The sequence below is a fragment of the Gardnerella nova genome (assembly GCF_049244055.1).
GTDB classification, from domain to species: Bacteria; Actinomycetota; Actinomycetes; order Actinomycetales; family Bifidobacteriaceae; genus Bifidobacterium; species Bifidobacterium vaginale_H.
Map to the genome: position 1 here is coordinate 176,370 of NZ_CP058369.1, position 21,137 is coordinate 197,506.

At 46.3% G+C, this 21,137-nt stretch carries 10 protein-coding genes and 1 tRNA gene; 9 read left to right on the plus strand and 2 right to left on the minus strand.

Annotated features, from left to right (window positions below):
- The first annotated feature begins 277 nt into the window (after positions 1-277).
- The 6 genes from HXT56_RS00770 to HXT56_RS00795 all read left to right on the plus strand — a co-directional run bounded on the left by HXT56_RS00770 (position 278) and on the right by HXT56_RS00795 (position 8,997).
- Positions 278-928: a DUF3043 domain-containing protein gene (locus HXT56_RS00770; RefSeq protein ID WP_421778184.1), complete on the plus strand. Its 651-nt coding sequence runs from the start codon at positions 278-280 to the stop codon at positions 926-928.
- Between the two features lie 115 nt (positions 929-1,043).
- Positions 1,044-1,853, plus strand: coding sequence for a DUF4191 family protein (locus HXT56_RS00775; protein ID WP_116712076.1), 810 nt, complete (start codon positions 1,044-1,046; stop codon positions 1,851-1,853).
- 429 nt (positions 1,854-2,282) lie between these two features.
- A complete protein-coding gene (locus HXT56_RS00780; protein WP_421778185.1) occupies positions 2,283-2,891 on the plus strand; it encodes an ECF transporter S component in 609 nt (202 codons plus the stop codon).
- A gap of 56 nt (positions 2,892-2,947) precedes the next feature.
- Positions 2,948-5,716 carry an ATP-binding cassette domain-containing protein gene (locus HXT56_RS00785; protein ID WP_421778186.1) on the plus strand — a complete coding sequence of 923 codons (2,769 nt, stop codon included), beginning with the start codon at positions 2,948-2,950 and terminating at the stop codon, positions 5,714-5,716.
- Positions 5,717-6,435: 719 nt separating this feature from the next.
- Positions 6,436-8,346, plus strand: a complete 1,911-nt coding sequence (locus HXT56_RS00790; protein ID WP_421778187.1) for a hypothetical protein — start codon at positions 6,436-6,438, stop codon at positions 8,344-8,346.
- Positions 8,347-8,924: 578 nt separating this feature from the next.
- A tRNA-Arg gene (locus HXT56_RS00795) sits at positions 8,925-8,997 on the plus strand.
- Positions 8,998-9,028: 31 nt separating this feature from the next.
- On the opposite strand, the gene HXT56_RS00800 is transcribed toward HXT56_RS00795, so the two are convergent.
- Positions 9,029-9,292 (minus strand): Txe/YoeB family addiction module toxin, encoded by a 264-nt coding sequence (locus tag HXT56_RS00800; RefSeq protein ID WP_116712112.1) that lies wholly within the window; start codon positions 9,290-9,292, stop codon positions 9,029-9,031.
- Between the two features lie 17 nt (positions 9,293-9,309).
- Complete coding sequence (locus HXT56_RS00805) at positions 9,310-9,585, minus strand: type II toxin-antitoxin system RelB/DinJ family antitoxin (protein ID WP_421778188.1); 276 nt, start codon at positions 9,583-9,585, stop codon at positions 9,310-9,312.
- 1,201 nt (positions 9,586-10,786) lie between these two features.
- Between HXT56_RS00805 and HXT56_RS00810 the strand changes: the two genes are divergently transcribed.
- The 3 genes from HXT56_RS00810 to HXT56_RS00820 all read left to right on the plus strand — a co-directional run bounded on the left by HXT56_RS00810 (position 10,787) and on the right by HXT56_RS00820 (position 21,093).
- A complete protein-coding gene (locus HXT56_RS00810) occupies positions 10,787-17,425 on the plus strand; it encodes a hypothetical protein (protein WP_421778189.1) in 6,639 nt (2,212 codons plus the stop codon).
- A 257-nt stretch (positions 17,426-17,682) separates the two neighbouring features.
- Positions 17,683-19,392 carry a SpaH/EbpB family LPXTG-anchored major pilin gene (locus HXT56_RS00815; protein ID WP_421778190.1) on the plus strand — a complete coding sequence of 570 codons (1,710 nt, stop codon included), beginning with the start codon at positions 17,683-17,685 and terminating at the stop codon, positions 19,390-19,392.
- Between the two features lie 582 nt (positions 19,393-19,974).
- A complete protein-coding gene (locus HXT56_RS00820) occupies positions 19,975-21,093 on the plus strand; it encodes a class C sortase (protein WP_421778191.1) in 1,119 nt (372 codons plus the stop codon).
- Positions 21,094-21,137: the final 44 nt, after the last annotated feature.

Sequence of the window (21,137 nt, forward strand, 5' to 3'; positions counted from 1 at the left end):
ACTTTCCACCAACTTTCCGCACAACTTTGGTGCATAAGTGACATTTTCTTTACACTCACGTAAAGGGAATGTCGCTTTTTGGCGTGATTTCGACATTTTCTGTACACGGCTGTAACGAAACTGTCGTTTTTGGGGGAGATTTCGTTATTTTCTTTACATGACTGTAAAGGGAATGTCGCTTTTTGGCGTGATTTCGACATTTTCTGTACACGGCTGTAACGAAACTGTCGCGAGCGTTACGCCCGTATGCGTCTAGTCTGTCGCGTAATCTGCAAACATGACTTGGAATCCATTTGCAAAGAAATCCGTCGCCAACGAAGCTAGCGTCGGCGCGTCGTCGTCGAAATTAGCAGCGAAATTAGCACCGGAATCAGCACCGGAATCAGCACCTAAATCTCGCGAAAAGAACGCCCCTACGCCAAAGCGCGCTACGGCTCAGGCGCAGAATCTCCGTCCTCTGGTGCCAGCTGATCGTAAGGCCAGCGCAAAGCAGGCGCGTGCTCGAATTAGAGAGCGCGAGAACGTGCAGTATGAGGCTATGCGCACGGGTGATTTGGCACACATGCCGAAGGTTGAGCAGCTCCCATGGCGCGTGTACATCCGCGATTACGTGGATGCGCGCTTTAATATCGGCGAGTTTTTCGTGCCGGTTGCGGTGGTAATAATGGCGTGCCTGTTTGCACTTTCGCAATTTACAGTAGTGTATATTGTGCTTGCTGTGCTGTTATATGTTTATTTGTTTGCTGCAGTTATCGACATGTATATTATGTGGCGTAAGTTGCGTAAGGAACTTGCGAAACGTTTTGGTGAGGCTGCTGTCTCTCGTAAGTCGCGTTCGGGAATGTATGCTTGGAGTCGTGCGATGCAGTTGCGTCGTTGGCGTTTGCCGAAGCCGAGCACGCCAAAGCGAGGAAATTGGCCAAAGTAAGCCGAAGTTAAGCAAAAGTAAGAAATATAGTAATCGCAAACTTATCAATATTTGCACAACCTACTATTATTATTTGAGATAACTCAAAATAACGCGAATATCAGGGGATAAACGCATGGCACAAGATAAAGCACAAGACAAGGCCCACAATCCGAAGCAATCCATGAAAAAGCAGGGTATGGTTTCACAGATTATCCGCATCTATAAGTACACTCACGCGGATGATAAGCAGTTGCCGCTGTGGTTAGCGGCTGCGTTTGTGGCGCCAATAGTGGTGGCAGTGGTGATTGGACTGCTGTTGCGCTGGTCGATTGTGTCGTGGATTATGATAATTGTTACCGCGGCAATGCTTGGTTTGTTGCTGTTTACGGTGGTGCTTACGAAGCGCGCTGATAAGGTTGGTTACGCCAAGTTGGAAGGTCGACCGGGTGCGGCTGCCGGTATCGTGTCGGCGATTAACAAGGGTGGTTTTAAATTCCCGCAGCAGCCGGTGTGGGTGGATCCGCGCACGAAGGATGCGATTTGGCGTGGCACTGGTTTTAACGGTATTTTCCTGATTGGCGAAGGTAATTATGAGCGTGTGATGCACGCAATGGATCGTCAGGAGCACGCAATTAAGAGCGTAACCGCCGGTTCTAATATACCGGTTTATCGTATTTCTGTTGGTAATGGTGCGAACCAGGTGAAGCTTAAGGAATTGCGCGGTAAGGTGCTTCGCGCTAAGACGTTGCAGCCGTCGAATCACAAGTTTGCGTTGTTTAATAAGATTCACCCGAACCGCCGTTTCTTCCTTACGAAGACGGAGCTTGCAATTTTGAACGAGCGTTTGCGTACGTTGCAAAGCAAGAGCGGATTTGGTATTCCAAAGGGGATTGACCCTACTCATCCGCAGCGTATTAGCCGACGTGCGATGCGCGGTAAGTAAATTATTTTTGTTTGCGACGGATTGGCGACAGTTACTTTACGTAAGTGTGAAGTGACTGTCGCTTTTTGGTGGGATTTCGACATTTTCTGTACACAGCTGTAACGAAACTGTCGCTTTTTGGTGAGATTTCGACATTTTCTGTACACGGCTGTAACGAAACTGTCGCGCGTAAACAATCAGTCTCGTTGCAGCGTGCGTCGACGCGGTGCCGTACAATCGTCAATCGACACGGGTGCTTTGCGTTGGTGCGTTACTGCGCACCGCCAAAAGCTGAGAGAAAACCGCTTGAACGTGAATCCGGTTAATGCCGGCGCACGGAGGTCAGTTTTTCCCGTGCCTGAGAGGTGTTGCAAGGTTTCTTTGTAACGCAAAGTATTGCATTGCGCACAATGTAACGCATTGCAACACACAACAAGAAAGGCACATTTTATGTCAGAAGAAAATTATCAGGTAAATATGCAGTGGCGTGTTGCCGACATTGCAGTTGCGTCGGTTATCGGCGTTGTTTCTGCTTTTATTTATTGGGTTGTTGCAGTATTTTACGCTGTTCCTTGGGCTGCGCTCGACAACATTGTTCCAGGTTTTGGCGGTCTTATTAATGGTCTTTGGCTGTTTGCCGCTCCTTTAGCTGCTGTTATCGTGCGTAAGCCGGGTGCTGCTATTTATGCAGAAGTCGTTGCCGGTGTGCTTGAGGCTTTGATGGGCAATCAGTGGGGTGGCGCTGAAACCTTCGCTATTGCAGCTGTTCAGGGTCTGTTTGCTGAGATTGCTTTCGTTATTTTCGCTTACAAGAAGTGGAATTTGAACACCATGATTCTTTCCGGCGCATTAACTGGCATTGGCTGCTGGGGCTACACCTTCCTCGGCAAGTTGCAGGGTATTAATTTGATGGGCCCTTACGGTGTTCCATACCTCGTCAGCACTGTGGTTTCCGGTATTGTGATTGCTGGTGTTTTGATGTGGCTCCTTTACGTTGGAATCGCTAAGACCGGCGCGCTTGACCAGTTTGCTTCAGGCCGCGAAGTGCGCGAAAAATAGAGAATAGCGTATTTGCAAATAATTAAATAATCTATCATTGCCATAAAGGATTTACTATGCCTGATGCTGCTCAACCAGCAGTTGATAAAGCGTTTACTGCCGACGCAACCTATTCGCAACAAGCTGAAACTTTCCTTCCAACAGATTCGCGCGATAATAACGCTGGTAACGCAAGTAACGCAAGTAACGCTGGTAACGCTGGTAACGCTGAGCTTTGTTTTGAAAATTGGGGTTATCGTCATGCTTCCCGCCACAATTTCGCTGTGCGCGGGTTGAACCTCACGATTCAGGCCGGGCAACGCGTGCTGTTGTTGGGCGCGTCAGGCATTGGTAAATCTACGATTCTAAGCGGCGCCGCTGGCTTAATTGGCAATGATGTTGCGCGGAAGGGTAATGCCACTCTCGTCGAGGATGCCGATGGTGGTGTGAGTGAGGGGCGCGTGCTGGTTGACGGCGTATCGGTGCGTAAGGCGCGCGGTCGCGTGGGGATGGTTTTGCAGGATCCGGATGCGCAAGCGATTTTCCAGCGTTTGGGAGATAACGTTGCGTTTGGTCCGGAAAATATGAATGTGCCGCGCGGTGAGATTTGGGATCGTGTGCGCGAAAGTCTTGAAAAAGTTGGGTTGGATGGTCTGCAATTGCATCGTGCCACTGCGCATTTAAGCGGTGGGCAGTTGCAGCGTTTGGCGCTTGCTGGAGCGTTGGCGATGCAGCCGAGTGTGTTGCTTTTGGATGAGCCGACTGCGAATTTGGATCCGGATGGTACGCGGCAGATTGTGGGGGCAGTGCGCGCGGTTTTGGATTCGACGCGTGCCACGATGGTGCTTGTGGAACATCATGCGGAGCCGTGGATTGACATGATTGACCGCGTGGTTGTGCTTGGGCTTGATGGTGAGGGTGTCGCGAACAACGAAACTTCTCGCGACGAAACTGTTCACGACGACGATATTGCGCGTGCGGCTTCTTCGCACACGGTGATTGTGGCGGACGGCACTCCGGACGAGGTGTTTACGCGCGCCGACTTGGACTTTGAGGATCTTGGTATTTGGCTTCCGGAACGCTACAAGAAAAACGTAAAATCTTCTGCAAATGAATCTTCCGTAAGTAATTCTTCCGTAAGTAAATCTTCCGAAAGTAATTCTTCCGCAAATGCAGAATCTTCTGAAAAATATTACGAAAACTGCGATCCGGCAGAAGGCTACGGAGAAGTGCTGCTTTCTACGAAGGATCTTGCTATTAGTCACAATGACACGCCGATTGCGCAGCATATTAATTTAGAGTTCAAAGCTGGGCAGATTACGGCTTTGGTCGGCGCGAATGGTGCTGGAAAATCAACGCTTTCGCTCACTTTGGCTGGTCTTTTGCCGGCGGTCGGCGGCGAAGTTGTGGCGGGTGAGGAGCTTGCTAAAGGTGCGAACGGCACGGATCCAATGAAGTGGAAGTCGCCTGATTTGGCGAAACGCATTTCGTACGTTTTCCAGAATCCGGAGCATCAGTTTGCGTGTGGTTCGGTGTTGGATGAGGTGATGTTGGGGCCGCTTCGCACTGGAGCTCCGGCAAGCGAGGCGCGTGTGAAGGCGGAGGAGTTGCTGAAGCGATTCCGTTTGGATCGTTACGCGAAGGCGAATCCGTACACGCTTTCCGGCGGTGAAAAGCGTCGTCTTACTGTGGCAGCGTCGCTTGCTGCGGCTCCGCGCGTGCTGATTTTGGACGAGCCTACTTTTGGGCAGGATCACAAAACGTGGCTGCAGATTATTCGTCTTATCGCAAGTTTGCGTAGCGAGGGCGTGAGCATTATTGTGGTGACGCACGACCGTGAGCTGGTTGAAGCGTTGGGTGCGCGTTTGGTTGAGTTGGTGCCGGAAAGTGGGGAGGGTAAATCCGCCGCGACTTCCGATGCCGACGCATCTCCAGCCGCCGCATCTTCCGCCGTAGCCGACGCCGAATCTTCTGCATTTTCCGAATCTTCCGAGGCTATTTCTGCAACCACCGACGCAACCGATATTTCGCGTATCAAAGTGAGCGCCGTAAACAATCGCAACGAGGAAGCGAAACTTTCCAGCCGTTCGCCACTGCTGGCATCACTAAATCCGGTATACCGTATTTTTGGAGCGTTTATCGTATCCATGCCGTTGATGTTTACTCTCGACTGCTTGTCCGCGTCGGTGGCGCTTGTGCTGGAGTTTGCGATTTTTGCCTGCATTAAGTTGACGCCGTTGCGTGTGATTCGCCTGTCGTGGCCCGTGTGGGTGGGTGCTCCTACTTCCGCTCTCACCGTGTTGCTTTATGGCAAAAGTGGCGGAAATACTTGGTTCCAGTGGTGGCTGATGCACGCTACGGATCGCTCTGCGCTGCTGGCTGTGGCCACGTCGTTGAGGATTTTGGCGATTGGTATTCCTGCGATTGTGACGGTTATTGGTTTGGACGCCACGGATTTGGCGGATGCTTTCAGTCAGGTGCTGCATTTGCCGGATCGTTTCGTGTACGGCGGCTTGGCTGGGATTCGATTGTTTGGCGTGCTGCAGGATGATTGGGCTGCGCTGACTGCGTCGAGGCGTTCGCGCGGTCTTGGCGACGAGCGCCGGCTGCGCGCGTTCTTCCCGCAGTCGTTTGCGCTGTTGGTGCTTTCGATTAGGCGTTCGACTACGCTGGCGGTTGCTATGGAAGCGCGTGGTTTTGGGGGAGCTGGGGAGCGCTCGCATGCGAGGGTGAGTCGTGTGCATGTGCGCGATTGGTTGTTCTTGGTGGTTTGCGCGCTGGTGCCGTTGGTTGCTGTGGCGGCGGCGCTTTACTTCGGTACCTTCGCCTTCCTCGGCGGCGCGTGATGGTTGCGCTCCAAACATGGGGAACTTTTCTCGTGTTTGGAGGGTTTGTGGGTTGTATGGCGCTCCAAACTTGGGGAATTTATCTCGCGTTTGGAGGGTTTGTGGGTTGTGCGCAACGCTCGCGTTTGGGGACTTGGAGAGTAGGTAAGTCCACAAAATCGCGCACGCCAGTCACAACCTAGTTCCTAAGTATCGCAACACGACTCTGCCCTGCCTTCGTCAATCGAGACGAAGGCAGACCTCGCTTGCGTTGAAAGCACACCGGTGCTTTCAACTTGAGCAAGCTCGGCGCTCCGAGTTGCTTTCGCGCGCGCAATGCTGCGCTCAAGCAGGTCGTCGCGCGTGTCGCGCTGAAAGTGGCGGTTTTGCAAGGGTTTTGGTGGCTGGTAGGGGTTTAGCGCGGCGTTACCTTAAAGTTTTCTGGGAAAAATCTTTGAAAATGTTGAAACTACTGTTTTTTACGGTATAAAGCCGAAAGTTTAGTATTTTTTAAGGCGTTTTTGGCATGCGCAGTATTTTTTAATGCTATTTAGCGTGTTTTTTATGGTTTCTTGAGCGTGTGCGGGTCTTGACTTTTGCGAACGGGGGGGGGGTATGTTAATAACAAACGCCGGTAGATCCTAGTTTGCTGGCGTTGAGATACGACCCACCCTATTGAGTCGTATAGCAAATTTTTCTTCGCGTACCTAGCGCGAAGGAGAAGAAGAAAGGAAAATATTATGTTGAATAAGAAGGCTATCGCCGCATTCGCTGCTGGCGCCACTCTTCTTTCTGGCTTGGCTGTAGCCGCTCCAGCACTCGCTGAGAATACTAAGGACACCAAGGCTCCTGCTGCTGCTACTCAGGCTGCTCCTAAGGATGAGAAGCATGAGGCTGCTGTAAAGAAGGCTCAGGATAAGGTTAATAAGTATACTACTGCTGTTCAGAAGGCTAACGAAGCGGTTGCTAAGGCTCAGAAGGGTCTTAACAAGGCTAATCGCGCTGTTGAAGATGCTCAGGATAAGGTTGATGCTGCTCAGGATCTTCTTAATACTGCCACTCCAAAGTTTAACGAGTATAAGACTGCCAAGGATGCTGAGACTCCTCTTACTGATGCCGTGTCTGATAAGGTGTCAGATGTCAACGCACTCTTGAAGGATGGAAACCAGATTCCTGATGCTAATACCCTTGCTAACGCTGTAAAGGCCAACTTGCTTGATGGCAAGACTGAGGCCGAGTTAAATTCTGCTTTGGCTAATCTTTCCGTCGCTAAGGCAAATCTTGGCGCTGCTCAGGCTAAGACCACTGCTGCTTTGACTGCTTTCCAGACTGCTGCTAAGGGTACTGCTGCTAACTACACTGCTACTGATTTGAAGCCTTTGCAGAAGGCTGTTGAGAAGGCTAAGCAGGCTGTAGAAGACCTTAAGAAGGATGGCACTGCTTACGCTAAGGCTGATGCTGCTTTGAAGAATGCTCAGGAAACTTTGGCTGAGAAGCAGGAGCTTCTTAATGATGCTAATGCTGAGCTTGCTGAATTGACTAAGACCCCAGATTCTAAGAAGCCAGAAGGTGAAAAGAAGCCAGAAGGCGAGAAGAAGCCAGAAGGCGAGAAGAAGCCAGAAGGCGAGAAGAAGCCAGAAGGCGAAAAGAAGCCAGAAGGCGAAAAGAAGCCAGAAGGCGAAAAGAAGCCAGAAGGTGAAAAGAAGCCAGAAGGTGAAAAGAAGCCAGAGTCAGGTAAGGTTGTTCTTCCTAAGAAGGCTGAAGAGCTTAAGGCTTATGTGGAGCAGGTTAAGGCTGCTTTGAAGGCTGAGAAGGATGCTAAGAAGGCTGCTGCTGTTAAGGCTGCTTTCGATGAGTTCGGTAAGGCTGCTAAGGCTCTTAAGGCTAATAAGGATGATAAGGCTGCTAAGGCTGCTTTTGCTGCTGCTTTGAAGAAGCTTGCTACTTTGGTTCCTTACACTGCTGCTAAGCCAGCTCCAAAGCCAGAACCAAAGCCAACTGAGCCTTCGCTTGTTGATCCTGCTGGTACTGATCTTCTTAAGACGAATTATCAGGGCTTGTCTGCTGAGCTTGCTGCTCGTGGTGTGACCAATGTTGCTGCTTATGATGCTTTGCTTAATAGGCTTCAGTTTGGTTTGAAGCAGACTGGCTGGGAGAACATTTTGAAGAACTTCGGTGGCAATAACTGCGCTTACTTGAATGGTCTTCGTCGTCAGCTTCAGAAGGCTGTGCTTCACTATGGTCACGTTGAGGCTGCTGTGAATGATATCAAGGCTGAGCTTGGCGAGGATATGAAGGATGCGAAGGCTTCCGAGAATTTTGATGCTGCTAAGGTTATCAAGGAGAAGCTTGCTAAGGCTGCTGGTTTGTTGAAGATTGCTGATAACAACCGTACTCGTGCTGCTGGTTTGCTTGATTCTGCTAATGATCATGCTAAGGATTTGAGCTGCGATACTGGTGCTAAGGAAGTTCGCGATGCTATGGATAAGGAGCCTAACTCCCCATTCAAGCCAGCTCCTGCTCCAAAGCCAGCTCCTAAGACTCCTAAGGCTCCTAAGCTTCCTAACACGGGTGCTGTGGTAGCTTTGGCTGCTGTTGCTGCTTCTGTGCTTGCTGGTATGGGTGCTGCTCTTCGCAAGATCCGCCACTAAGCTGCTTAGCAGGCCTGGTGTTTAATACTGGGTTTGGTGTTTGACTGCTTAGTCTAGTGCGTTGTTTGGCGTGCTAGGCTAAGCGGTTTTTATTGATTATTCTTGTGCTCGGCGTGTGACGGCTTGTTTGGGTTTGTTGCCTCTGCTGGTGTTGTTTCTGCTGGTTGATGTGGTTTGCCGTTTTTTCTTTCTTACCATTGATGCTGGTGGGGGTGGTGCTGGTGGATGCTGAGTGCTGGGTGAGTGTTGTCTTCCGCTAGGGACGGGTGATGATGCTTGTAGTGTGAAAGGCTCGCGGTTTTTCCGTGGGCCTTTCTGCGTATTGACCTGCCGAAGCGCTTAAAGCGTAGCGCGCGTAGGCACTTCAATGCGGAAACTCGCTTAAGTTGGAAGTCCGGGGGACTTCCAACGCGAGTTTCGTAGCGAGCGCGTCGCAATCCGCGCGAGCGTTTCTCTCGTGTTTGGAGGGTTTGGCATGGTGTGGTGCTCCAAATGTGAGGAACTTTTCTCGCGTTTGGAGGGTTTAACAAGTTTTCCCGCCTCGCATCCCTACTAGCGTGTATACTTTCACAAGTTGCGGGCCTGTAGCTCAGTGGATAGAGCGTCTGCCTCCGGAGCAGAAGGTCGTGGGTTCGAATCCCATTAGGCCCACTTTTGATTTTCTACTTGATTTTCTACTTCCCTACTTATCGTCGTAGTGGCCTTTGCAGGCGTAGATTATAATCGAGTCATCTGTAAATGAGTAAACGATTCTATCCTTATCATTTACTCGTCTACTCCAGCAACCAGAATAGTTTCCTTTAAGTGGTTCAGGCTTACCTTTTCCGTCTATTGGATTCCGCATAATCTCTTTAATAATATTGTTAAGCTTTTTACGAGTCTTATTATCGCTTTCCCAATAGAGATAGTCACTCCAGGCATCTGGAGTCCAAGCAATTTTTCTCATTGTTTGAACCCTACGTCTTAATCCATTATTAGATTGTGCTCTTCGAGCTTGATTGTACCATTTCTCACGCCGTTAATTTGCGATTTCAAATATGCTTGATTTGACGGTTCGTAAAACGGATCTAGCGAAAAATCTAACGGTATCCTCTTTTCGCGGCCAATCGTTTTAATAAACACGTTCAGCGCGGCGCTCATAGAGATTCCGAGCTCCTTGCAAACTCGTTCTGCGTTGAGTTTGTCTTCTTTCTTTGCTCGAAAGTTTACGTTTACCAGATCTGTTGTTGCTGTAGTCATTTTGACTCCTATGTCTATGGTGAATTTTGTACTTTTTCTTATATCTCTCATATAAGTATATAATAATTCTATACAATGTAACGTAAATATCATTAATTATGCAAGCAATTGTTATCAAATATGTGTAATGCGAAGATGAAAGAAATAGTGATAACTGCATATATGTATAAGAAATTTCTGTATAGGAATTATCAGTGTGATGAGTGCGTGAATGATCAAAAAAGCATTATTCGATACGTTGCAGGTGATTTTATAAAAAAGGCATCTGAGTATACAAAAGAGTACGATAAAGCGAGTAAATTTAACTCATTGCTTGCTTTTATTTGTACTGTTATTGACAGTTGGATATGTGAAAGATAAAATTGGAAATGCTTGAAAACCTTAGGGTTTTGGGGGGCGGAAGTGCGAGAGCGCATCTGCCCCGATTTTTTTTTGCTGCGCAAACGACCTTTTCTTTACACTTGCGTAAAGTTTTGGTTGTGTTTTGTGAGCGCGGCTAATCCGCGCGAGCGACACGACCTGCCTTTTCGTTTGGAGCGTAGCGAGTAGGCTTGGTACGCACGCAGGCTGGCAGCACAATATGTAGTGGAAGTGTATATTTGTTATAACAACATTTAGTGCAAGACACGCCGACAAGATAAATAACTTTGTGCAAAAATAGTTGCTTTTTTTGTGTAAATTATTCGAATATTAAGTGTTCTACAGTAGATTTTTGGGTGTATTTACGTATAAACAAAAGTTTTTCGTAACTCTAAAAAAATTCTTAAAAAATCAGTTGAAATCCTTCATGGGGGGGGGGGTATAACTATTAGTGCTTCAGATTTACGATGCGCCTCATAGCATCCAGGGGTATGCTGTATTGTAGTTAATACTCTTGTATGGCTTGAGCAATTGGTTTACATCTTGATTATTGGAGTCGCGTTCGTTGACTCCTGATGTGTTTGAGTGGAAGATTGCCAATTGAATTGTTCTGGAGTTGTAGGCTCTGCAATGAATGGCTGAGATTTTTGCGTTTGAAAAAATCGCTTTTGGGGTGATTTGCGCGAAAAACGGGTTTTAATTGCGTTGTCTATACCTGTCCGCGGTATCAAATATCGTGCTGCGAAAACTTAAAACACAACTTAAAACAAAATTAAATAACAGATATTTATAGGTGTTGCCGCTGCGCATGCTGCGGCCGTGAATTAGGAAGGTGAGGATTATGCTACCAGCAAAGCTCCGTGGACTCGCATCACGCGTGGGTCGTTTTGCTCTGAATTCTTTCACTGCGCATAAAAATCACCAAACTGATGGTGTTAGGGACCATCAGTGCTCTAATTCTACGGCTTCCGCAGCTTCCGCGTCCGCATCTGCAGATTCTGACCATCACAGTACCTGCGCTCAAACTGTTTCTGTAGACGCTCGCACTGCACGCCAAGACCGCACTTTCCGTACATCGCGTACCTTCCGTACCTTCCGTCGCGCAATACTAGCGTTTTTTGTCGCCGCAATCACTGTACTAACCATGCTTATAGCTCCACCTGCAAAACAGGCAAATGCTGCAAGTGTTTGGTGGGATTACGCTGGTAATGGTTATGTTGCCCCTACCACTGAGGATAATCGTGGTAGAAAAGATAAAGAGCATACTTATGATGCTGCTGATGCATTTAGAGATATGAGGATTGAAGATCCAATTGTTGAAAAAGAAAATGGAAGAATTAAAGTAACTTATAAAATAATTTTCAACAGGAATGCAGAGTTTGCTAGGCAGCTTGATGCAGGTGAAATGCAGCCTAAAGGAAATAAACCTAAAGATGGAACTGCTTATCTCGGTAAACCTACTTTGTCAGTGTTTTTGCCTAAAGGTCTAGATAAAAGCTCAATACTTGTTAAACGCTATTGGGAAGGCTCAAGCGGTAAGGTACAAACAGGTGATACTTCTGCGCAACTTGTTCGTGAAGATCAAGATGATATGCGCATTGGTACTTTGAAAACATTTGCAGGGGCTTGGACAGCTTGGACATATACTAAAGATCCTAGTGATCGTGGGCAGTTTAAAGGTTTCAACGATAATTGGAATGATAATCTTGGACCTTCGAGTGGAGACAATGGCGTTGGTGGTGGACTTCCACATCCTTACACATACTCTCGATTGGAGGGTGGACCTGAAAATTGTCAATATGGCATGTGTGAAATATATAAGTGGAATCAGAATAATCTTTTTGAAACGTTGTTCGCTAGTTTGGAATGGGACACTGGTGATAAGCGCTTTACGTGGATTGTAAGTGCTTACTTAGAAAATGGATACACAGAAAAAGATATTTATACAAGGATGCCTGTAGCTGCTGGCTTTAGGAGTAACTGGCGTAGAAATAAGTATGCTGTTTTTGGCCCATTTGATACTGATGGTGACGGCATACCTGATTATGTAGAACACTTACATAACATGAACCCTAAAGGTGTGGATGACATTAAATATCCGCAGTATGAGGATTCTATGTTGAAGGATTATGGTAAGGACAACGTTCCTCTTACTATTTATGGTCGTAAAGTAACAATAAAGCCTATTATTAAAACAGGTAAATGGGAGGGCGACAGTTCTAAAGGCAAGTTTGTGTATGATGGAAAAACTTCCTCTGATCTACCTGATGATATTGGAATACGATACTCAATTGTAAGCAAGTCTGATAATACTATTGCAACAGTAAATTCTCCTAACAGTATGCCTGAAGGATCTGTTTATATTAATCCTAAGTCAGGATACATAACATATAATCCGCGTAAGACTGATAAATATAAGACTTTTACTTTTGGAACAAAAATTACGTATCCTAATCCTGAATTGTACAATTGCAACAATTCTAAGACTCTTGAATACACTCACGATATGAAGGTTAAGGTTATACCTCAATCGTGGATATACAATCCTGTTTACACTCCAATTGATTTGACAGAAAAAACTGGTGAAAATCAGAGAGATGTTATACCGATTGTTTACACTGCTAAACCACAAAGTGTTAAGGATCCGAGCAAGAAGAATTATAGTTTTATTCAGGCTGGTGATCTTCCTCAAGATGCTACTTTTGAGATTAAGCAGTACACAAAAAAGTCTGGTAGGAGCACTCTAAATAGCGATCCTATTCTTGATTGGTCTCGCATAGATCAGCAAGATAAAAATAATGGACAAGTCCGTTTTTATTCAAACAAGTGGAGAGAGCCTGGAGATTCCGGGAAGTACCGTACTCCTGTAGTAGTTCACTATGCGGATGGTTCTAGTTCTACTGATGGCGACGCAGGTAATGCTGATAAAAACGGTGATTTTGCTAAGAGCGTAGTGTATGCTTCGGTTAATCTTAAGCGTCCAAATCCTAGAGATTCTGAGCTGAAGCTGAATATTCATAATGGTTATGGCGGGTCTAATTTAGGAGATAATGGTTCTGTTACTATTACTGTTAACGATCCGCTCAAATCAAGTATTTGGATTGATTCGTGGGCTCAGTATCAAATTGGTCAAATATCGTTGAAGTCGCTCTGTTGGAAGGAAACAACGCAAAAAGGTGGGAAAGTAGAAAAGTCAGACTATACCTTTAGCGATTTGTCCAAAAATAATAACGATAATACTATTAACGGTTTAACTTTTAAGCAGACTGAAAAATGGCCCCACGCTAGCGATACTGAACAGGAAACTTGCTTCTCCAATGGAACATGCAATAGCAAAAAGTTGTTTGATAAGGACGCTTTTACTATTGAACGTTCGCGTGGTGAGATTTCCGGCACGCCTAAGAAGGGCGGTAAGTACGTTTGCCGTGTGTTTGCTTTGAGAGATGGAAGCCAAGCAAAAACTGATTTTGATACCGCTGTCAAAAAGAAAAACTATAACGTCACTTTGCCTAGTGGTAGCCAAAAATACGACTGGCAGTCTAAGACAGTAACTTTTGTTGCGCATTCTTTGGCTCACAAATATAACCCTCAATACGTAAAGGTGAATGTGAAGGCTGGGCATAGGGGAGGAGTTACCTCGGCTGCTCCAGTAAGCCAGAGTGGTTCTAATGGCGTGAAAGGTGACGATAAGAGTCAAAATGATCTTGTACCGAATGGTACAAGGTTGCCAAAAGGCACATGGTTTGAGTTAAAGAAGTATAAAGATTCTAAGACAGTTCTTTCATGGTCTAAGTTTGAAGGTAAGCAAAGTAACAAGAAATCAGGTGAGGATAAGCCTGACGATACTTCTTCTGAAGAGAGGTATGGTAAAGTTACTTTTGTGCCACCGAATGGTACCTTGGTCGGAGAGTATAGCACTCCTGTAATTGTGCATTATCCAGATGGTTCAACTTCTGAAGACCCTGACTCTGGTAATCTTGGCAAACCTGTTTATGCACCTGTGTCTGTGACTGATCAAGATATTCAAGACGATGATTTAAATCTCAGGGTTTATTCTCAATATGCTGGAAGACAAATTGGTGACAATGATCAAACTGGTATTCGTTTCCGCCCGGATGAAGTGTTAGGTGATGGTAAAGGCAACACTAAGCCAATGTTCTTTGACTCGTGGTCAAGCGCTAAGCCAGGAAAAATTTATCAGCGCATGCTTTGCTATAAGTTAGACAAGGCAACTAATAAGCGCTCGAACTATGAGATTGATGGTGTTAATGGTTTAACACTTGCTGGTCGAGAAGGCAATACTCTAGACGGTAAGTTTACTGATAAGAAGCCTTCTCAATGGACGAGAGCTAATAATGAGCAGAGGAATGAGTGTCAAGCCAATAGCAGTAAATGCAACAGTAACCTTTACCTATATGGTAATGAGCATGATACCACGGAGCGCACTTGGGGCTGGTTGCATGGCAAGGTAAACACTAGTGGCGACTATGTGTGCACTGTGTACGCTATTAAAGACCTTGAAAATAAAGATGGTAAGCATGGCGATTTGCAAACTAAGTTTGATACAGAGCTAAATAAGTTTGTAAAGAACCCTGGTGATCGCAAGTTTGAAGATGTTATTAAGACAGTCTTAAAGGATCATAAGGGTAGCAAAAACAATCCTATTGATGCCACTCAAAGGCACGTTGATTGGGATTCGGTAACCTTCCCAATTCATGTGCATAACGACGCTCACTACTACAACCCGAAGTATGAGACCAAGCAGATGGAGGCTGGTACCAAACAAGCCACTGAGGTGCCTAAGAGCGAGAAGAATGCTAATGGTGCGGATAAGTTGCAAGAAGATGTGCGCGTAGGCGATCTGCCGGACGGAACTTGGTTTGAGTTTAAGAAATCTTTAAGCTACACATTCTTTGAGGATGATCAAGATAATAAAGCTGACTCTGGTAATTCAGCTAAGAATCCTACGGGCAAGTTTGGCAAGGTTACATTCCGACCGCACAAGTGGTTCCCTGCTGCAACTGACAAAGTGCAGGTTATTGTTCACTATCCTGACAATTCCACTTCTGAAAATAAGGACTCCGGTAACAACGGCAAGCCTATTTATGCGAATGTGAATATTACGCGTTCGCATGATGAAGATGCTAATAATTTGCACTTGAATGTTGGTGATAAAGAAAGTAGTACCAACTGGCAAGATACTACTATTAACCTTAGTAAAGGCGAGGAGCTAAATACTACTAATAAGACGACTCGCTGGCTTGATTCTTGGTCTCAGTATAAGCCTGGCCAAATCAATTTGCGCACAATCTGCCATAGGGTTAATCCAGATCGCACTAAATCTCACTACCAGTCGGGCGGCATTGCTGGTATTACGATGCAAGATGTAAAGATTTGGGATCATACAGAGGATGCGAAACAGCAGAAAGCTTGCGAGAAGGATAGAAGCAAGTGCCACCCTGATACGCAGCTCTACGACGATTACATTACGAATGGTAACTCACGCAACACAACTGAGCGTACTCGCGGATGGATTAAGGGTACGGCTAAAGAGACTGGTGATTACGAGTGCGTAGTGTACGCGATTAAAAATAAGCAGCATCTTATTAATGACAATGACGATTTGCTTGATAGATTCGACAAAGCTGTTAAAACACTCAACAAAGATGCGAGTAAGAACAACACTGATCCTTTGAAAGACTTCAAGTGGAAGCTTGATGGTGATAACGGCAGTAAAAACGCTGTGGAAGGCGTTGACTATGCGAAGCGCACAATACCAATCCACATTCACACGCAAGCTCACAAATACAATCCTGTGTATGAGAAAGCGACTGTGCAAGCTGGTAAGGAAGTACAGTCTGGTTTACCAAAGAACAAGAAACCTACTGGCGATCAGGTAAAAACTGATTCGCTTGCATATAAAGCGATTGCGGATGACGATACAGAGTTCCCAAATGGCACGTGGTTTGAGCTAAAGAAGGACGCGTCGTCGCCTGCAACGTACGATGACGCATACGATTGGTCATTCTGGAAGAATGGTCAGAAGGATAGTAATGCGCCTAATAGGCAGAGCGTAACGGCTGGCAGTAATCCACTCAATTACAATGGTAATGATACTGGCATAGGCTCAGGTTCTAAGTATGGCAACGTCACTTTCCATCCAGATGCAACGGTTGCGTCTAAAGATTACTACAAAACGCATGTGATTGTGCACTACCCGGACGGATCCACTTCGGACGATACTGATGCTGGCAATAACCAGTTTAAGGCTTCAGCGAGCGCAACCAGCACTATGAATCCGGTGTTTGCTCCTGTAAAGGTTACGAAAAATAATAATAACAACGACCTTCAAATGGAGTTGCTAAGGTCTGAAGATGCTGATCCTCAGCACGATTCTCTAAGCACCAGTAATCCACTTACCGTTATGAGCGGCACGAGCCTTACTAAGAACCCGTATGTGCGTGCGTGGAGTGTTACTAATAAGAATCCAATCACATTCCGCATGTTGTGTACAAAAGATGGTCAGCAAAAGTGGAGTCGTGGCCTTGATGATTCGTTGAATATGCATTTGGACGATAAGAAGGGTGGTTACGGCGAGTTCGTAGAGCCATGGCCGTTTGCAACTCGTGAACAAAGAATCGCATGTAGCATGAATGACCAAAATTGCTACTCTAATTTGCTGTACGGTTTTACGAAGGGAACTGGTCCTCTCGACAAAGTTAGCGCTGTTGCGCGAAGTGAAGTAGAGATTTCTGGTATTCCTCAGCAAGCTGGCACATACACATGTTCCGTGTATGCTCTTAAAGGCGATAGAGTCGAAAATGTAGGTAACGACAAAAAGCATGTTCTTGGCGGCAATCTTGATAAATTCCAAGATATTTATAACACTGCAACTAAAACCGATAACGGAAAGTATATAACGGGCATTGATTGGTCTACTTTGCAGCCAACGCAAGGTGTGTTTAATGAAAAACATATGGGCGCATTTGGAGACAATTGGCAACGTATTACCTTTAAAGTGAACGTGATCGATCCGCCTAAATTCGCGCTGCCAAAGACCGGCGGCGAGGGGATGAGCATGGTGCTGCTGGTGGTGGCGATGATCGGCATGTGCGTTATGTGCGGCGCGTTCTTCGTTGATCAGACGAAGTGGGGTCACGCGATGCTCGCCGGCGTGGCTGCTGGCATGATGGGTGGTTTGCACGGAATCGCTCGCGGGATAACCGCAAGCCTCACGCAATCTCACGCTATGCAAGCTCGTACTACGCAAGCCAACATCGCGCGAAACAGCAACGGCAACCGTAACACCAACAGTAAGATTTCCGAAATTTGGCGCGGTTTAGTCAAAAAAGTCAAGAATATTAGGCGATTTGACGATTATTCTGCGTCCGTAAAAGATTTTGTCCGCAAAGCCACCGGATGGTTGCGTGCCGTATTGAGGCGCGTCGGAAGGTGGGCTACCGAAAGGTGGCGATGCTGATGAAAATTTTTGCACGCAAACCTGCGCTCCAGCTGGTCTAAAGACGCAACTGGCTCGCAAGCTTGCAGTGCGATTCGCGCTAAAACTTGTTGCGCACCAAAAGCGCCCGCGAAACGTGGCTTGCTTACGAAATGTGGCTTTCTCACGAAACGTGGCTCGCTTACGAAACGTGGCTCGCTAAGCGCAACACAATAACAAACAATAAACGTATTTTCCTCAAAACCTGCCCACAAGGGCACTGAACAAAGGAGAAGAAAGTGAATAAATTCACTAAACAATGCGTGGCGGCATTTGCCTCGCTCGCAATGGCTGGCACGCTGTGCGTCGCCGGCGCCGTGGTTGCAAACAACGTAGCATTTGCTAGTGGTGGAGCTCAGACAACTCCTGAGCCTGCACCATGGGATACGTCTGCTGCCCAAAAGACTGGTACTATCAAAATCACCAAGTACAAGGATGAAGGCACTAATCAAAAGAATACAAAAATTCAAGGTGCTACATTCAAGATTAGTAAGGTTGATACCATTGATAATGCACCTGTGACTCTTACCACGAAGGATGGCTGGGTTAATCTCGCTAAGAAAGTCAAAGCTTTGAATGGTGAGACAGGAACTAAACCTACTGTTACTACATCTGCAGTAACTGATGGTGAAAAAGCTACTAATAGTGAAGGTGAAGCAACATTCTCTGGCCTTGCAATCGGTTTATACAAGGTTGAAGAAGTTGCCGCTGCTCCTGATTATTCTAACGATGTTGCTCCGTTCTACATGACGGTTCCACAGATAACTCGTACGGCTAATAATACAAACAATACCTACACTTACGATATTACTGTTGATCCGAAGAACGCTTACATTAAGGATAATGTGACTAAGACTGCAGACACTACTAAGATGGTTGGTGCTGGAGATGATATCACATACACTATTAGTGCAAAGCTCAATAAGACTAAGTCAACTAACGGCAAGGATCTTACTAAGGACGATTTGCAAGATTTCACTATCTACGATGATGTTTTAACTAATGCGTATGAAACTGTGGATACAAGCATTGTTACTGAGGTTAAGATTAAAGACGAACAAACTGCAATGTCTGCAACTGATGACTATTCCGTTAGTGAAGAAGATGGAACTGCTAACAATGGTATTGGTGCAGATCGCAAGCGTATCAAGGTAACCTTTAAGACTGAAGATAATAAAGGTATCAATAAGATTGTTACAAAAGCAAATACCCTTGATGCGAATCCAGTAGAAATTCTTGTTACAGTAAAGCTTAAGTTGAAGAGCGATTTAAGTTCATTCATCGGTTCAGATAAAAAGTTGGAAAACAAGTCTGGCTTTATTCCTGGCCATAGCCCTAATATTGATCCAAAGCCAACTCCTGGTGGCAGTGCAAAGACTGAGTTCCGTAAGTTCCACATCTTCAAGTACGACGGAACGACTGAAAAAGGCACTAGCAGTACAGATGGCCGCAAGGCTTTGAAGGGTGCTCAGTTCAAAGCGTTTGCTGATAAAACTGAAGCTGAAAAGTGCGCTAAGGATCCTGATGGCACAGATACTTGCAAGAATGCTATGACCGGTTTTGTGGATGCAAAGAACACTACCGCTGGTGACAATGGCACAATTACCACCACTGGCAAAGACGGCAAGACTACTGATTACGTTGCCAAGGTTACAGATACGAATAGCAAGATTTATCTTGTTGAGGTTAAAGCTCCAGAAGGATATACCCGTTCTGAGCAGGCCTATGAAGTAAATCTTGAGTCCAAGGCTTCTACTGCTAATGATGCTGTGCTCGAGTATGAGGTTCCTAACGTCCCAGATAACAAGGGTGACTTCTGGTTCAAGCTTCCAAAGACTGGTGCCGCTGGCGTTACTATTTTCGCTATCGCTGGCATGGGCTTGGTAGGTATCGGCATCTTCGTCTTCATGCGTAACCGCAAGAAGGATGAAGAACATCAGAACGCCTGATTTGGGTTTTGATGCTCATCGTTAGGTGAGTGTCTTGTGGGGTGCAGGGGTTTATACTCCTGCGCCCCACCCAATTAATAACTAAAAATAACTAAATAATAAACTAATTCATTATTGCTCTGCTAACGTTGATTGCTTGTTGCTTAGTGAACTTTAACATTAGTGCTGCTGCACACGCTGATTACTTATTGCCTAGTGAACACTAGCATCAGTGCTCCGCAGACGTTGAGTATTTATTGCCTAGAGAACACTAGCATTCGCGCTGCTGCACACACCACACTAGACTCTACTACCACACCACAAAACACTAGCGGTTTTACTAGTAGTGAGAGATAGGAATTGCTTGTCGAGCAATATAAAAGCGGAGCGATAGTAATAATCTTGTTGATGAATAACTATTTCCGCAAAAAAGTAAGCAAAAAACTAAACTTAACTACCTGTCCACTAGATCAAATGAGGTATAGGAGCGTAGCGCTGCGAGACAAGTAATTCCTATCTCTCACAGCCACATCTCATAATTACCGCTCACACTACGCACCTAAAGCAATCTAAGCCTAATTATCCCACAGAAACGGAGGAAGCATGAAATTAAACGACGTTGTTGCTAAAGTATATGCTTTCCTCAACAAAATCTCCCAAAATAAGCTTTTCAAAAACAAAACTAACCAAACTAACGCAACCGAATCAACCGCAACCAAAGCAACCCAAACCCCCGCAACCAAAGCAAAACCCGCCAAAAAACCAAAATCTAAGCTCCGCCGCATAGTTGAGCCAATCGCATTCGTGTTGGCAGGTATCTTGTGCTTCAGTTACCCTGTGGTTTCAACGCTTTGGAACAATCGCGTGTCGAAGGAGATTTCTTCAGCGTACGACAAGTATAATCACGATCAGGCTGGGGATGTGCGCCGTGCTCACATTCGCGCCGCGAAAATGTATAACAAGCATCGTAAGAATATGCTTACCACGGACCCGTATGGTCCGGATGGCCAAAAAGATATAACTAGCACACCTGAATACAAGCGTTATCTTAAGGTGCTGGACGAGCCTATGGGCATTATGGGCATTGTGAAGATTCCGAAGATTGGCGTGAAGTTGCCGATTTATCACGGCACGTTGCAGGAGACGCTGGCGCATGGTGCGGGCCACTTGTATGGCACGGATTTGCCGGTGGGTGGTAAGAACCGTCACACGGTGGTGACGGCGCATACGGGTCTTGCGGACGCTACGATGTTTGATGATTTGGTGAATTTGAAGAAGGGTGATTTCTTCTACTTTGACGTGCAGGGGGAGACGCTGCGTTACAGGGTGTTCCGTATTAGCGTTGTTGAGCCGCACGATATTAGTTTGTTGCAGCGCGAAAAGGGGCGCGATTTGGCGACGCTGCTTACGTGTACCCCGTATGGCGTGAATTCGCACAGGTTGTTGGTGACGGGGTATCGCGTGCTGCCAGATCCGGTGAAGCCGCCGGAGGATCGTGTGCAGTGGCCGTTGTGGATGACGCTGTTTATATTGGCTTTGATTATGTCGCTGGCGGTGTTGACGACGATGATTATGGCGGTTGTTGGCAAGAAGCGTCGCGAATGGGATGTTCGCGGTAAGCATTTGGCGCTGATTTCGCGCAATGCTGCGCTCAAGCAGGTCGCCAGCGCAAACGCCGGAGATTCTCCCCGCGTTTGGAGCGCTACGCAAACTTACGTTTAGTAGAAAGCCGACAGTCAAAAACAACTGAGCTCTTGTTCTAAACA

What these genes read in the sequence shown, in the direction of transcription:
- HXT56_RS00820 (WP_421778191.1), top strand. Translation starts at nt 19,975, where the DNA reads ATGAAATTAAACGACGTTGTTGCTAAAGTATATGCTTTCCTCAACAAA.
- HXT56_RS00805 (WP_421778188.1), bottom strand. Translation starts at nt 9,585, where the DNA reads ATGACTACAGCAACAACAGATCTGGTAAACGTAAACTTTCGAGCAAAG.
- HXT56_RS00790 (WP_421778187.1), top strand. Translation starts at nt 6,436, where the DNA reads ATGTTGAATAAGAAGGCTATCGCCGCATTCGCTGCTGGCGCCACTCTT.
- HXT56_RS00775 (WP_116712076.1), top strand. Translation starts at nt 1,044, where the DNA reads ATGGCACAAGATAAAGCACAAGACAAGGCCCACAATCCGAAGCAATCC.
- HXT56_RS00785 (WP_421778186.1), top strand. Translation starts at nt 2,948, where the DNA reads ATGCCTGATGCTGCTCAACCAGCAGTTGATAAAGCGTTTACTGCCGAC.
- HXT56_RS00810 (WP_421778189.1), top strand. Translation starts at nt 10,787, where the DNA reads ATGCTACCAGCAAAGCTCCGTGGACTCGCATCACGCGTGGGTCGTTTT.
- HXT56_RS00780 (WP_421778185.1), top strand. Translation starts at nt 2,283, where the DNA reads ATGTCAGAAGAAAATTATCAGGTAAATATGCAGTGGCGTGTTGCCGAC.
- HXT56_RS00770 (WP_421778184.1), top strand. Translation starts at nt 278, where the DNA reads ATGACTTGGAATCCATTTGCAAAGAAATCCGTCGCCAACGAAGCTAGC.
- HXT56_RS00800 (WP_116712112.1), bottom strand. Translation starts at nt 9,292, where the DNA reads ATGAGAAAAATTGCTTGGACTCCAGATGCCTGGAGTGACTATCTCTAT.